The organism is Sphingomonas sp. SL1004 (assembly GCF_057815015.1).
The window spans coordinates 1,097,786-1,112,758 of sequence record NZ_JBYMUX010000001.1 but is presented as its reverse complement, the minus strand read 5'-3'; the positions used below and the strand labels follow the sequence as shown (position 1 = coordinate 1,112,758).

Genomic DNA, 14,973 nt, shown 5'->3' with positions numbered 1-14,973 from the left:
GGCCTCAGCCGTCCAGCGCGGCCTTGATGCGGGCCTCGTCGATTCGGTCGTGCTCGGCGATGACCACGAGTTGCGTGCGACGCGGTTCGTCGGCGCGCCACGGGCGGTCGTACTGCGTGCGTACGCGCGCGCCGACGGCCTGGACGAGCAGGCGCATCGGCTTGCCGGTGACTGCCGCGTAGCCCTTCACGCGGAGGATGTCGGCGCTGCGGGCGAGTGCCTCGATCTTTGCGGTGAGGTCGGCGGGGTCAGCAATCTCGCCGAGCTCGACGACGACGCTGTCGAAATCGTCATGCTCGTGATCGTCCTCGCCATCGTGATGCGAGGGGCGGCTGGCGATGTCGTCCTCGGCGGCGGCGTTGAGGCCCAGGATCACGCCCGGATCGATCACGCCGTCGGTGAGGTCGATCACCGGGAGCGGCCGCGCGGACTCGGCGGCGATCACCGCGCGCGCCTTGGCGACGCCTTCGGGGCCGGCGAGATCGACCTTGGTCAGGAGAACGAGATCGGCGCAGGCGAGCTGGTCCTCGAACACTTCCGACAAAGGCGTCTCGTGATCGACGCTCGGGTCGGCGGCGCGCTGGGCGTTGAGCGCAGCGACGTCAGGCGCGAACCGCCCGGCGGCGACGGCCTCGGCATCGGCAAGCGCGATGACGCCGTCGACGGTGATGCGCGAACGGATCGCAGGCCAGTCGAACGCCTTCAACAGCGGCTTGGGCAGCGCAAGGCCGGACGTCTCGATCAGGATGTGGTCGGGGCGAGGGTCGAGTGCGAGCAGCGTCTCGACGGTCGGGATAAAGTCGTCGGCGACGGTGCAGCAGATGCAGCCATTGGCGAGCTCCACCACGTTCTCCGCGGGGCAGTCGGGGATCGCGCAGCCCTTGAGGATGTCGCCGTCGATGCCGAGCGTGCCGAATTCGTTGACGACGACGGCGAGACGGCGGCCGTTCGCGTTGCGGATCAGATGGCTGATCAGTGTCGTCTTGCCCGCTCCGAGGAAGCCGGTGACGATTGTTACGGGGACTTTGGCGAGATCCGACATTCTTATTCTCCTTCGAGCACACGCACGCACGGCTTCGTAGCCGCACGCGTTCGTCGCTCAGACGGAGTACCGTGCCGCGACCATCCCCTGGATCATGGCAAGAGCGACCGTTGCGCTGGCAGGTCTCCTGGCTCGCGGGTCGAGGCTCGACGTACGCCTTCCCAGGTTATTACCCAGTGGCTGCCCTTTAAAACGAAGGGCGTGTGCGTCTCGCTCACCGCTTACAGTTGCAGGGACAGCCGCGGCATTGGGAGGGCATCCCCCCGCACCGCATTCCCATTCAAGCCCTTTGGGGCACCGGCGCGATCTGTGAGGTTCGGTCCAACCGACCCTCGCGAAGGCGGCCTAAAGGAATTTGCGCCAAGCCGCTAGCTATCCGTTCACGACTTCGATCTCGTCGAAGTGTTTCCAGCGGTAGATCGCAAAGCTCAGCACCCAGCAGAGCACGAACAGGCCGATGATCGCAAAGCCGAGGCCGTTGAAATTCTCGCCGAGCGCCGCGGCGACGTCCCATACGCCGCCCGTGAGTTCGAGCTTCGTGCCGAGCAACGCGAGCGTCTCGATCCCGCCGATCGCGATCGCGCCGATCGCGGAGATCAACGTGATGGTGATGTTGTAATAGAGTTTGCGGATCGGCTTCACGAACGCCCATTCATACGCACCGAGCATGACGACACCGTCCGCGGTATCGACCAGCGCCATGCCGGTCGCGAACAGCACCGGTAGAACGAGCACGGTGCCGATCGACAGGCCGTCGGCGGCTTGGCTCGCGGACAGGCCAAGGATCGCAACCTCGGTGGCCGTGTCGAACCCCAGCCCGAAGAGGAAGCCGAGCGGCGCCATGTGCCAGCTCCGCGTGACCAGTCGGAACATCGGCCGGAACAGCCGCGCGAGCAGGCCGCGATTGCCGAGCAGCAGTTCCAGGTCCTCCTCGACATAGGTGCCGCCACCGCGGACATGGCCGAAGGTACGCCAGACCGAGCGCAGGATGATCAGGTTCATCGCCGCGATCGTGAACAGAAAGACGGCGGAGATGACGGTCGCGATGACGCCGCCGACTTGTTTGAACGCCTCGAACTGCGACAGCGCGCTGGCGGTAACCGCGATTGCGACAGCGGCGATCAGCACGATGCCCGAGTGGCCGATCGCGAACCAGAAGCCGACCGCGATCGGGCGCTGGCCGTCCTGCATGAGTTTGCGCGTTACGTTGTCGATCGCGGCGATGTGGTCCGCGTCGACCGCGTGGCGCAGGCCAAGACCCCAAGCGAGCAGCGCGGTGCCCAGCATCAGCGGTTGCGCGTGGAACAGCGAGAAGGCCCAGCCCCACGCGGCGATGTTGGCAATGACCAGGCATGCGAACATCCAGCCGATCCGCTTACGGGTGGCGGCGCGCGTCGGTCTCTCGACCGGTCTATCTAGCGTCGCAGTCGTCATGCAGAACTCCCCGGCGTCCGACGAGGACGGGGGCCTGCCGCGAGCGGCCGCGACACGCGAAGACCGGACGCCATGAGCGGCCGACGCGCGTCGCCGTGCGGCCCCTGCCGCGCGTGTCGTCGCTCAGACGGCGTTCACCGTGCCTCGGCCACCCCCTGGACCGGGACAAGAGCGACCAGACGCCGGCAGGTCTCCTGGCTCACGGGTCAAAGCTCCACGCCACGCCTTCCCAGATCATCGATCCAGTGGCTGCCCTTCGCGCGTGAAGGGCCCGTGCGTTTCGCTCACCGCTTACAGTTGCAGGGACAGCCGCGGCATTGGAAGGAACCCTTCCGCACCGCATTCCCAATCAAGCCCTTTCGGGCACCGACGCGATCATGGCGAGGAACCGGCGAACCGATCTCTCGTCGGCCTGGGTAGTGTCGTTCGCGGACGATGCCAATCGATCTTCGTCAGGCGACCGCGTTTCGAATGTCGTCGGTCCGCATGCGACCATGGCCGAGCAGCGCGGCGTGATAGGCGATCGGAGGTTTGCCGTGCGCGGTATCGGCGATCGTCAGCCACGCCATCGCCTCGGCGACGCGGGAGGCAGGTTCGAGCGGGATGCGCGCGAGTTCGACGTCGAACGGCGCGAAATAGGCGGGTTCGCCCTGCCATTCGATCAGGCGTTCTCGGGCTTGGTCGATCGACCAGCCGTGGAGGTGAATACCGATGTCGACCAGCGCGCGAGTGACGCGGAACAGGAGCCAGTGGACGTGGCCGAGTGCATCATGGGGATCGGTATAGGCGCCGCTCTTTTCGGCGAGTTGCTCGGCGTAGATGCTCCACCCTTCGACGAACGCGGAGGCATAGTCGATCCGGAGCGGGTGGGGCGGGGCGGGTCCCTCCAGGCCGAGCTGGATCATGTGGCCGGGGAGCAGTTCGTGCGCGACGACGCTGGGGAGAGTCCAGCGCGGGCGGCGGCGGATGTCCTTGATGTCTACGACATAAGCGCCGGGATGGGACGGAGTCGGGACTTCGCGGTAGCCGGCGCGGCCGCTGGCGATCTCGAGCGCGGACAGAGGGCGAGCGGCGGCGTTGATGCACCACGGCGGGAGTTGACCGAACGCTGCCGTGATGTGGATGCGGGCCGTGGCTAGCACGCGGTTCATGTCGGCGACCGCTTCGGCGCGGCCGGCGTCGGTGTCGGGATAGAGGAAGCGGTCGTCGCGCCAGAGTTTGGTGTAGCGGTCTGCGATTCTGCCCTTGGGGGCGCCGATCTGGTCGAACAGGTGGGTCGCGCGGGCTTGGAGGTGGTTCAGTTCGGCGAATAGTCGACGTTCGGCATAGGCTGGCGTCATGGTGCCGAGCGAGCGCCGGAAGACGAGTGCGTACCAGTCCGCACCGCCGGGGAGCCGGCCGACACCGGGGGCGGAGGGGGCGGTGTCTCGCAGGCTTTCCAGCGTGGAGATCTGGCGATCGATCGCGGGGTTTGATGAGGCGGTGCGGAGGGCTTCGATCGTGCGATCGAGGGATAGGCGGGGGAGGATTATGCCGGCGTCTGCATCGGTTTGGATGGCAGCGGTGTCTGCATCGACCTTGGCGTTATCGAGGCGCGCGGCCTTCCACGCGCCGGTGGTCGGCGTGACGCGATACGGGCTCCGTCCGGTGCGGCCGAACACGGACCGTCCGATGGCGGCGTCGATCGTGAGACCGGCGCGGGCGGTGGTCAGGTCGAGCCGTTCGCCGGGTTGCAGGCCCTCTTCGTTGAAGGGGGCTAGCAGGTGGAGCGCTTCGTCTGGGTCGGTTGCAGCGGCGGTGTCCAGGGCTTGGCGCAGGGACGTGGTGGATTGGGCGCGGGCGGTTGTGGGGAGGAAGGCTGATGACGCCAAGCCGACGAGTACGTTTCTGCGGGTCGGAGTCATCTTGCACCTCTCCGTTCGCCTAGAGTGAACGGCTCCCCCTTGGATACGTGTGCTTCGACTTCGCTCAGCACGAACGGGGTGGGGGCGAGCCCAGTCTGGACGGGGGAGGGACTCGGGATTGGCGCGGTCCAGCTATGAACGGGGTTGGTCCCCGCACCCGTCAAAAATCCGTCGGTCAATCCCGCGCAGGCGGGAACCCATACTGGCTGGCTTTTCGGCGTGATCGCCGACGTTAGAGTATCTGGGTCCCCGCCTGCGCGGGGATGACGATGGGTAGATGTCGGTGTGGAATAACCATCGACGGGGTTCGGGGCAGGGTTCTGGTGAGGTGTCATCGGGCACCCGTCATCGAGGTAACGGAACGAGGTTGTTGGCCTGGGTGATCTCGGGCTCGTCTCCGGTGAGCGCGACGTGGACGGCGAGCGTTGCGGGATCGACGCGAGCCGGGATCGCCAGCTTCACGGTCGTGGTTTTCGGCCGGAGGTCGATCGGGGCGGCGAGCGGCGGGATGGTCGTGGTCGCCAGCACTTTGCCCGTCGGGTCGACCAGATTCGCGTGGCCACCCTTCGCGTCCTTCGCGCCGAGGCTGTGGACGGTGACCTCGACGTTGCGGCCCTTCACAGCGACGTCGTCCAGGCCGATGCCGAGGTCTGCGCGCGCGTCTACCGGGGTGCCCGCCTCGACCAAGGCGAAGTCGAGCACCGTCGTCCCCGGCGCGAACGTCACGTCCGTCCCCGCGCTGCGTTCCAGCGCAATCGTCTGCACGCCGCCGATCGGCGCGAGCGTCTTGCCGCCGTCGGCGCTGCTCGAGGCCTGCATCGACCAGCGGCCTGCGGTGACGGTCCAGGTCGACATCGTCGCGCGCTGGGCTTGATCGGTGGTGTTGTAGGCGATCACGCGGAACCTGGTCGGCGTGGCGCCGGGCAGCAGGATCGCGACGCGCTCGGCTGCGCCGGGTTCGGCGAAGCGCCAGCTTACCGTGTTGCCGGGCCAGCTCTGGTTGCGGCGCAGCGCGATGCCGCCGAGGCGTTCGCGTTGCAGGATCTCGTTCGGCTGGTCGACGCGGTCGCTCCACCAATGGCCCTCGGTGTACATGTCCATGTGCTGCGACTTGTCGGCGATCGCGTCGGCGTGAAGCGCTTCCAGGGGCGCGGTGTCGCCGGTTGCGGCCCAGGCAGTGTAGCGGGCGAACGGGTCTTCGGACTTGCTGGCCGCGAGCTTGCTGCGGGCGGCAGCGCCACCGGGAAGTGCATCGAAGGCGTTCTCGTTGAACTCGGCCAGCGCGCCGGGGCCGGCCTTGGCGAGGCGGGCTTCGATCGGGCGCACGTATTTCGCGTCGCCGGTGTAGCGCCACGCCGCCCAGGTCGCCTGGAGCGACGTGGTGATGCCGCCGCCGTCGCCGACGCGCTCGGCATCGGTGCGCCAGTTGATCTCGTTGGGATAGCTCCAGCTGCCGTCCGGGGCCTGTTTGCCGTGTGCCATCCAGCCGTCGATCACGCCGGTGACGAGCCCGCGGGCGAGCGGGTTGGCGTTGTAGAGGCCGACCAGCATCGGGCCGTGCATGACGGTGAAGGCATAGGGTTTCTGCCATTCCCATGCGCCCTCGCGGTACATCTTTCGCCCGCCATACCAGTTGCTGGCGAAGTGCATGTGGCCGGCCGGGTTCTTGAGGATCACGGTCTGGAGGGCACGCGTATTGTCCATCAGGCGCTCGACGGCCTTGGGCTCGCCCCAGTTGAGATACAGGCGTTCGGCGTTGCTGTTCAGGCCCTCTTCGTAGGCGTGGAGTTCGTCGGCGGTGATGTAGCCGAGGCCGTTGACGATCATGCCGTTCTTGTAGACCGCGTCCGACAGCGCGCGGAGCGAGGCATTGATCTTGTCGGGCTCGACACCCATCAGCGCGAGACCGGGCCATTGCTGAGTCAGGTCGGTATCGTCGGAGATGCCGCCGCCGAAGTCACCGTAGGGGACCTGACGTTCGTCGATCCACCAGGTGACGAACTGGCGGACGCGCTTCAGGTCCTCGAGTTGGCGAAAGACCCATAGGGGCACGCCTGCGGGGGCGATCGGCTGAACGAAGGCGGGCAGGTTTTCGGGGCGATAATTTATGTCGGCCCAATAGGCGCGGGCGCGCGCGTTGTCGGGATCGACGCGGAGCAGGTCGGAGATGTCAGCGAACAGGCGCTGGTAGAGGCCGGCGCGCTTCGACGCGGTGTGTTCCTCGACGAGGAAGCCCCAATTGTCTTTTACCTGCGCGAGACGGTCGGCGATGTGTTCGGGGAGGGCGGCGGTGCGGGGCTTGAAGACGAGGCGGATCTTGGCGCCGTTCAGCGCGGCGGCGTCGAAGTCTGGGGCGGCACTGGCGATCGTCAGGTAGAGGCTGTCGTTGGGGAGGATGCGGTCGCGGAGGTCGAGCCAGAGCGTGCGCGCTTCGTTGGGGCGGACCGAGACGGAGAGGTCGATCATGTCGCGGCCGGGCCAGATCGGGTCCTTCACGCGGATGTTGAGGGGGATCAGACCGGCGGCGTTGGGCTTGGCCTTCAGCGCGGGGATGTCGATCGCGATGCCGTCGAGGCCGTCGTTGAGGTTCTGCCAGCCGTAATCGAACGCGCGGGCGAGCGGGCGGTCTGGGAGCGCGTCGCCGAAGCTGGCCGGGATCAGGATGTGGACGATCGGGGCGGCATTGTCGCGGCGGACGGGGGCGCCGGATGCGCCGCCGGTGCCTGCGCCGACTGCGGCTTTGAGGCCGGCGGAGGGCATGGCGACGACGGTGCTGCGCTCGTCCGGGGCGAAGCGGCCGGCGATGTAGGCGTTGAGGGGGGCGAGTGCGGCGAGGTTGGGGGAGGCTGCCGCATCTACGGTGTAGGAGAGCTTGAAGCTTCCCGCGGGTTCTGCGCCTGCGCCGATGTCATAGGCCCAGAGCTCCTGGATCGGCTGCTCCTGCATCGTGTTCGTGAAGCTGAGCGTACCGCCAATACGGGGGGCGAACTGGTCGACGCTGCGGACCACGCCTTGCGGGCGGGTGGCGATCCGGGCGGTCGTGCCGGCGTCGCTCCAGTCGAGCCGGCCGTACGCGGCGCCGCGGATCTCGACGCGGTTGACGCGTTCGTTCGGCGGGATCGTCAGGTCATAGCGCTTGCCGCCTTCGACATAGGTGTTCCAGTCGGGCAGCTCGAAATAATCGTCGCGGCCGGGCAGGCGCGAGCGGTTGTAGACGCCGGGCCAAGTCGTCTCGGCGATGCCGTCGACGCCTTTCCACATCCATTGCTTGAGATCCTTCGCGTCGGCGAACTCAACTTTTCGGACGCGGGTGACGGCGGCGTCGAGCACGGGTGGGGCTGACTTGTCCCAGCCGTAGCGGTGCAGCCATGCGGTTCGTTTGGCGACGGGGTCGGATGCGGGCGCGGGGGATGGTTCGCGCTTGTCGGCGAGCGCTGCGACGTCGGTGGCGGGGAGCAGGTGGTCGTAGACGCGGATCTCGTCGAGATCGGAGCCGCGCATGAAATTGTAGCGACTCTGGACCTGGTGCGGGGACATGACGCGCCCGGCGAGGCCGAACTGGTCGAGGCCGCTGTCGAGGTCGGCCTTCTGGTCCTTGCGCGCGACCAGCTTGCCGTTCACGTAGAGTTGCACGCCGACCGTCTCGTCCCAGGCGAAGGCGATGTGCGACCAGGCTTCGGCGGCGGGGGCTTGGGGGATCGTCCAGGAGACGCGGATGCGGGAGAGGTTCGCGTCGGTGACGAAGGCGTCGAAGCCGTGGCCGTTCCAGTCGATCCGCAGGAACGCCATGTCCCAGCTCGAATGGTCGGCGAACCCGGTACGGAAGATCACGAAAGGCGCCTCCCCAACCGGTGTCCGTGACCGCCAGAAGAAGGCGAGCGTACCGCGGTCGGCGCGAATGTTACCGGGGGCTTTCCACGCGACGTAACCGTCGTCGGCCCAGCGCGCGGCACCGCCGATCGCGCCGTCCGGGGTGATGTCGACGCCGCTGCGGAAATTGGGGACGGGGTCGCCTGTTGCGTAGTCGGCGGTGAGGCTTTTGTCGGCGGAGGCGCGGAACAGGAGGCCGGTCGCGTCCTGCGCTTGCGCCGGAGCGATGCTGGCAACAGCGAGTGCCAGAACGGACGCCGTGGTGAAACGCTTCACTGTTCTCTCCTTGGGCCAATCGGCATTAAGCGATTTGGCGAAGTGTTCGTCGTCCTAAGCTTGTTCTCCCGCGAAGGCGCCAGCCCAGACTGGGCTCCCGCTTTCGCGGGAGAACAAGAAGGCGGGGCAACCTCAGCCAGCGTCCACTCTCGCCAGCCTCGGCGAGAGCAGATGCACGACGGTGATCGCGATCAGATACGTGCTGCCGGCGACCGCGAAGATCAAGGTGTAGCTACCCGTGGTCTGCAGGACATAGCCGGTGAATTTGGCCATCATCATGCCCCCGATCGCGCCGACCGTACCGCCGATCCCGACTACCGAACCCACCGCACCGCGTGGAAACATGTCCGAGGGGATCGTGTAGAGGTTCGCCGAGAACGCCTGGTGCGCCGCCGTCGCCAGCCCAACGATCCCGACCGCGAGCCAGAGATTGTCAACATATTGCGCGAAGAAGATCGGCATTACCAGGAACGCGCAGGCCAGCATGGTGACCTTCCGCGCGAAGTTGGCGGTGTGGCCGCGCTTCATCAGTTTCGACGAGGACCAGCCGCCCGCGACGCTGCCGAGATCGGACAGCAGGTAGATCGCGACGAGTGGCGGACCGAAGCTCTTGAGATCGAGATGATAGGTCTTGGCGAGGAAATCGGGCGTCCAGAACAGGAACAGCCACCAGATCGGATCGATCAGGAACTTGCCCAGCGCGTAGGCCCAGGTCTCGCGGTAGCCGAGCAGCTTGAGCCAGCCGATCTTCTTCGCCGGATCCGCCGGATCGCTCTCGATATGCGCGAGTTCGGCGGGGGAAAGCTTGGCGACTTCGCGCGGGCGACGATAGATCGCGATCCAGGCGACCAGCCAGATCAGGCTGATCGCGCCGGTGATGATGAACGCCATCCGCCAGCCGAACGCGATCGTGATGATCGGCACGATCAGCGGCGTGATGACCGCGCCGATGTTCGCGCCGGCGTTGAACACGCCGGTCGCGAACGCGCGTTCCTTGGCGGGAAACCATTCGGAGACGGCCTTGATACCTGCCGGGAAGTTGCCCGCCTCGCCAAGACCGAGCACCACGCGAGCCGCCGAGAACTGGAACGCGTTGCCGGCGAACCCGCAGAGCGTGTGGCCGAGCGTCCAGATCACGAACGCCACCGAATAGCCGATCCGCGCCCCAAGCACGTCGACGATCCGGCCGAAGCTCAGATAGCCGATCGCATAGGCGGCCTGGAACCAGAAGATGACGTCGGCATAGGTGGTCTCGTTCCAGCCGAGTTCGGCCGAGATGGTCGGTTTCAGCACGCCGATCATCTGCCGGTCGACATAGTTGATCGCGGTCGCGGCAAACAACAGGCTGCAGATCAACCAGCGATAGCGGCCGATCTTGCCACCTATCCCCGCGTCACCGTTCGCGCTGGCCGCGCCTACCTCTGGCATGTTCACGCTCGCCATTGGCTCTCTCCTAAACGCAGCCTCTAGCGGGCCTTGATGGTGCAGTGGACGGCGAACCGTCCGTCGAAGCGCGCCTCGACCCGGTCGCCGATCGCGACCGGATGGACGCCGGTGACCGCGCCGGTCGAAACCCATTGTCCCGGCGACAATGCAATCCCGCGCGCCGCCATGTGTTCGAGCAGGTAGCGGACCGCGCCGAACGGCCCGTCGAGCATCGTCGCACTCGTCGCGGCGCCGATCAAGGCATCGTTGATCCACAGCTCGATGGGCCAGTCGTTGACGTCGCCATCGCGCCATCCCTCGGCATCCGCGCCGACGACCAGACCGTTATTATTGCCGAAATCGGACACCGTGACGGTCGGCCCGAGCGCGTTGATACCGGGAAAGGGCGAACTCGCGATCTCGATGCCTACATGCACCGCATCGACCATCGCGCGCGCCTCGTCCATTGTGTAGTGCAGCTTGGATGGGTCGGGCGCGGTACCGATCCTGAGCAGAAACTCGGCCTCCGCGGCCGCGAATCCTTGTGCAAACACCGGCATCGCGACCGGATCGGCGCTCGCCAAGACGATCTGATCGGCGAAGATCGGTCCGGTCAGGCGGTCGATCCCGTCGAGCGGCGGATTGATCCGGCCGACCTTCCACCCCGCAACCACGCCGTCCGCGAGGAGAAGCGCCGCATCCTGCACCGCATAGCCCTCGTCGAGCGTAACCGGCACGTCGCCGGGAAATTCGGGAACGACATTACCCTCGCGGCGCGCCTCTACGAAGGTCCTGGCGATCCGTGTGGTGTTGTCGCTCGTGTTCGGCTGTGCCGCCAAGAACCCCTCCTGTCATGTCGTTCTATTTTTTCGAAGCGTATGGGAAACCGGTGTCATTGACAAGCGCACTCGCTCAGCCCGCGAACAATGACGCCCAGTTTTCCTCATGAGCGTCGGTTGCCGCACGACCGAGCGCGTCAATCAACGCGGTGTCGTCGAGGACATCGGGGGGGATGCCGAGTCCCTCGCGAGCCAGGCGCCCGACGATATCGGCCGGGCTACCCTCGGACGCCAGCACCGTCAGCCTGTCCCCGGCGGGATCGATGATCGCCTGCCCACTACGCGATCGGCGGATCAGGAACGCGACCCAAGTGCCGAACGCCGCGACGACATGGGTCGGCATGCGTCCTGCGCGACGGTTGGCGATCAGCGTGTCGCCGAGACGATAGGGCAGCTTCTGCGAACCATCCTGTGCGATCTGGTCGAGCCGGTGGACGATCACCGGGTTGCGGAAGCGTTGCAGCACGGTCGCACGATACTGCTGGATGTCGAGCCCGTGGACGGGGGGCAGCATCGGGATGATATCGCGCGCGATCATGGCGTCGACGAACGCGGCGAGATCGGCGTCGCGCATTGCGTCGGCGACGCTGGTCGATCCGCGCAACAGGCCGGTATAGGCGAGAGTCGAGTGCGCGCCGTTGAGGATACGGAGCTTGGCCTTTTCGTAGCCGCCGACGTCGCTGGTGATCGTTGCGCCGACGCTGGCCAGATCGGGGCCGAGCGGGCGTCCGATGTCCTCGATGACCCATTGTTTGAACGTCTCACGCTGGACCGCGGCCTGATCCTCGATGCCGAGCGTCGCTGCGACCTCGGCGTAGAGCGCGGCGTCGCTGGCCGGGGTGATCGAATCGACCATCGTCGAGGGCACGCGGACCTCGCCCGCGATCCAGTCCGCTAGCGACGCATTGGTCTGTGCGGCGAAGGCGACGAGCGCGGCATGCAGCTTGGCGCCGTTGCTCGCGAGGTTGTCGCACGGCATCGGTACGAACGGGGCGATCCCGGCGGTCCGGCGCGCGGCGAGGCCGGCGACGATCCAGCCGACGATGCTGCGCGGAACAGCCGTTCCGGCGAGGTCGTGGACGATATCGGGATGGCCGATGTCGAGCGTGCCGTCGCCCGCGAGGCGATAGCCCTTCTCGGTGACCGTCGTCGTTACCAGCGTGACCGCAAGATCGGCCAGCAATGCGTGGGTCTGCGCGGCATCCTCCGGGCCGAGGAAGCGGCGGTGCGCGCCGATGACACGCATCGACGGATCGGCATCGCGGATCGCCAGCGTATAGAGCCCGTCCTGCCCTGCAAGCGCGTCGATCGTGCCGCGCGTCCGCATCGATACCGCCGCGATTCCCCAGCGTGGATCGGACGCCAGGACATCGTCGATATAGGTCGCCTGATGCGCGCGATGAAACGCGCCCGGGCCGAAATGAACAATGCCGACACCGCCAGCCGGCCGTCCATTCGGGCTTTGAACGGAGTTGGGCAGGGCGGGAAAGCTTGCAAAAGACAGTCGGTTCACAGCGTTACGCCTCGTTTCCAGATCGCGATCTCGCGTTCGCCGTTGCGCTCGGCAGCGGTCTCGGCACCCGACACAACCTGCATGATGCGCGAAAGCAGCGCCTCTTCGGTTGCCGGGAAACCGTCTTCCAGCACGGCGCCCGCGTCGAAATCTATCCAGCCGGGCTTGCGTGTGGCGAGATCGGTGTTGGACGCGATCTTGATCGTCGGCACGGGGAAGCCGAGCGGCGTGCCGCGCCCGGTGGTGAACAGGATCGCGGTCGCCCCCGCCGCCGCCAGCGCGGTCGAAGAGACGGCGTCGTTGCCTGGCGCTTCGAGCAGCGTCAGTCCGTCCATCCTGATTCGCGCGCCATAATCGATGACGTCCGCGACCGCGGCACGGCCCGCCTTCTGGACCGCGCCGAGCGACTTTTCCTCGAGCGTGGTGATGCCGCCGACGACGTTGCCGGGCGAGGGGTTCTCCGACACCGTCTCGCCGTGATCGAGGAAATAGCGTTTGAAATCGTTCACGACGTCGACGATCCGGTCAAAGACAGGCTCGCTTGCCGCGCGGTTCATCAGCATCTGTTCGGCGCCGAAGATTTCGGGGATCTCGGTCACCAGGACGCGACCGCCTGCCGAGGTGACGCGGTCGCTCATTCGGCCGACCAATGGGTTGGCGGTAAGACCCGACAGGCCGTCCGACCCGCCGCATTTTACGCCCAGGACGAGCTTGTCGAGGTCGACCGTCTGGCGCGAGGCTTTCGCCAGCGCGGCCAGTTCGGCGACCAGCGCGCAACCCTCCGCGATCTCGTCGCCGCTGGCCTGCGTCGTCAATGTGCGGATCATCGTGCGGCGCGGCTCGGGAATGGTCGCGAGCAACGCCTTGATCTGGTTCTCTTCGCAGCCGAGCCCGACGATCAGCACCCCGCCGGCGTTGGGATGGCAGGCGAGGCTCGCCATGATCGTGCGCGTACCCTCCAGATCCTGGCCGAGCTGCGAACAGCCATGCGGGTGCGTGAAGGCGTGGACGCCGTCGACACTATCGCCGACGAGCGCCGCGGCCTTGGCGGCGATCCGCTCGGCGGTGCGTGCGACGCAGCCGACGGTCGACAGGATCCAGATCTCGTTGCGCGTGCCGACGCTGCCATCGGCGCGAACATAGCCTTCGAAGGTCGCGTCCGATGTGCTGGGCATGGATGCCGCGGCGACCGGGTCGAACCGATAGGCGAGCGTGCCTTCGAGGCCGGTCTTCAAATTGTGCGAATGAACGTGCGCGCCGGGCTCGATTGCCTGCGTCGCCTTGCCGATCGGAAAGCCGTACTTCAGCACCGGGTCGCCCGTCGCGATACGCGCGAGCGCGACCTTGTGACCGCGGCCGATATCGGCGGTCAGCATGATGTCCGCTTCACCCGCACGCACGACCTCGCCGGCCAGCGCATCGTCGAGCAGCGTCGCCACGCCGTCGCGCGGATCGACCCTCAGAGCCTTGGTCATCGCATCCTCTTATATCGGTAACCGGTGTCAACATTATGCGACGGCGATGGCTTTTCCGCAAGACGGCTCGGTCGGGCCGGGCTATGTCGTTGTAATGCAGAAGACCGGTCAGCCGACGATCAACGACGTTGCCCGGATCGCCGGGGTTTCCAAGAAGACGGTGAGCCGGGTGATCAACCGGTCGCCGCTGCTCAATGACGATACCCGCAAGCGGGTCGAGGACGTGATCGGCGAGCTCGGCTATATTCCCAATCCGCAGGCGCGCGCGCTGGCGCTACGCCGCAATTTTCTGATCGGGCTGGTCCACGACAATCCCAATGCGCAGACCGTGCTGAACGTGCAGCAGGGTATGCTGGAGGCGTTGCAGGGCACCGAATTCGAGATGGTGGTGCGGCCGCTCGATCGTGGCTCGGCGACGATGCTCGACGATCTGCGCCATTTCCTTGAACGGCAGCGGCTTTTCGGGGTGCTGCTGATGCCGCCGGTCAGCGAGAATGATTCGGTCGCCAAATTGTGCGATTCGATCGGCTGTCGGTATGTCCGGATGGGCTCGGCGGTGATCGACGATACCGAGCATATGGTCGCGTCGAACGACCGCGAAGCGGTGCGGATCGCAACCGAATATCTGATCGAGCAGGGCCATCGCCGGATCGGGCTGGTCGCTGGGCCTCACGGGTTCCGCTCGGCGCGGGAGCGGCGTCTCGGATTCGAGGATGCGTTGGCCGCGGCCGGGATCGCCTTGCCGCGAAGCATGATCGCGGACGGCAATTACACGTTCGAGTCGGGGCTGGTCGCGGCCGAGCGGTTGCTCGACGTCATGCCGCGACCGACCGCGATCTTCTCGTCGAACGACGAGATGGCGGCGGGGATCATCCATGCCGCGCGACAGCGGGGGCTCGATATCCCGCGCGACCTGTCGATCATCGGGTTCGATGACACGCCGATCGCCGCGCATGTCTGGCCGCCACTGACCACGGTGCGCTGGCCGATCGCGTCGATGGCGCGCTCGGCCGCGTTGAAGTTGATCGCGGGCGTCGACGATGGCAGCGATCTGGTCGAGGAGCCGTCGTTGTTCCTGTCCACGCTGATCCGGCGCGCGTCGGTTTCGCCGCCGGCCGATACGGAGACCTGAGGTCATGCCCAGAAATGGCGGTTGCGCGACACGCTGACACCGGTTACCAGAACGCTAGAGGAT

9 protein-coding genes and 2 riboswitches are annotated in these 14,973 nt (G+C 66.6%); of the genes, 1 reads left to right on the top strand and 8 read right to left on the bottom strand.

The genetic code is table 11. The features are described 5' to 3' along the window. Positions 1 to 4 precede the first annotated feature (4 nt). The 8 genes from cobW to AC3D24_RS04905 all read right to left on the bottom strand — a co-directional run bounded on the left by cobW (position 5) and on the right by AC3D24_RS04905 (position 13,778). On the bottom strand, positions 5 to 1,042 hold the full coding sequence (gene cobW, locus AC3D24_RS04940; protein WP_489028736.1) for a cobalamin biosynthesis protein CobW: 1,038 nt from the start codon (positions 1,040 to 1,042) through the stop codon (positions 5 to 7). A gap of 100 nt (positions 1,043 to 1,142) precedes the next feature. Then, positions 1,143 to 1,359: riboswitch (cobalamin riboswitch) on the bottom strand. A gap of 55 nt (positions 1,360 to 1,414) precedes the next feature. Then, positions 1,415 to 2,476, bottom strand: a complete 1,062-nt coding sequence (locus AC3D24_RS04935) for a HoxN/HupN/NixA family nickel/cobalt transporter (RefSeq protein WP_489028735.1) — start codon at positions 2,474 to 2,476, stop codon at positions 1,415 to 1,417. A 167-nt stretch (positions 2,477 to 2,643) separates the two neighbouring features. Next, positions 2,644 to 2,862: riboswitch (cobalamin riboswitch) on the bottom strand. 66 nt (positions 2,863 to 2,928) lie between these two features. Next, positions 2,929 to 4,380, bottom strand: a complete 1,452-nt coding sequence (locus AC3D24_RS04930; RefSeq protein ID WP_489028733.1) for a DUF885 family protein — start codon at positions 4,378 to 4,380, stop codon at positions 2,929 to 2,931. A 345-nt stretch (positions 4,381 to 4,725) separates the two neighbouring features. After that, positions 4,726 to 8,526, bottom strand: coding sequence for a LamG-like jellyroll fold domain-containing protein (locus tag AC3D24_RS04925; protein WP_489028731.1), 3,801 nt, complete (start codon positions 8,524 to 8,526; stop codon positions 4,726 to 4,728). A 132-nt stretch (positions 8,527 to 8,658) separates the two neighbouring features. Further along, positions 8,659 to 9,969, bottom strand: coding sequence for an MFS transporter (locus AC3D24_RS04920; protein WP_489028729.1), 1,311 nt, complete (start codon positions 9,967 to 9,969; stop codon positions 8,659 to 8,661). A gap of 23 nt (positions 9,970 to 9,992) precedes the next feature. Then, positions 9,993 to 10,790, bottom strand: coding sequence for a 2-keto-4-pentenoate hydratase (locus tag AC3D24_RS04915; protein WP_489028727.1), 798 nt, complete (start codon positions 10,788 to 10,790; stop codon positions 9,993 to 9,995). A 73-nt stretch (positions 10,791 to 10,863) separates the two neighbouring features. After that, positions 10,864 to 12,303: a mannitol dehydrogenase family protein gene (locus AC3D24_RS04910; protein ID WP_489028725.1), complete on the bottom strand. Its 1,440-nt coding sequence runs from the start codon at positions 12,301 to 12,303 to the stop codon at positions 10,864 to 10,866. Beyond that, positions 12,300 to 13,778, bottom strand: coding sequence for a UxaA family hydrolase (locus tag AC3D24_RS04905; protein ID WP_489028723.1), 1,479 nt, complete (start codon positions 13,776 to 13,778; stop codon positions 12,300 to 12,302). The genes AC3D24_RS04910 and AC3D24_RS04905 overlap by 4 nt, the downstream gene beginning before the upstream one ends. Positions 13,779 to 13,872: 94 nt before the next feature. On the opposite strand from AC3D24_RS04905, the gene AC3D24_RS04900 reads away from it, so the two are divergent. Then, positions 13,873 to 14,910 (top strand): LacI family DNA-binding transcriptional regulator, encoded by a 1,038-nt coding sequence (locus AC3D24_RS04900; protein WP_489033047.1) that lies wholly within the window; start codon positions 13,873 to 13,875, stop codon positions 14,908 to 14,910. The last annotated feature ends 63 nt before the right edge of the window (positions 14,911 to 14,973 follow it).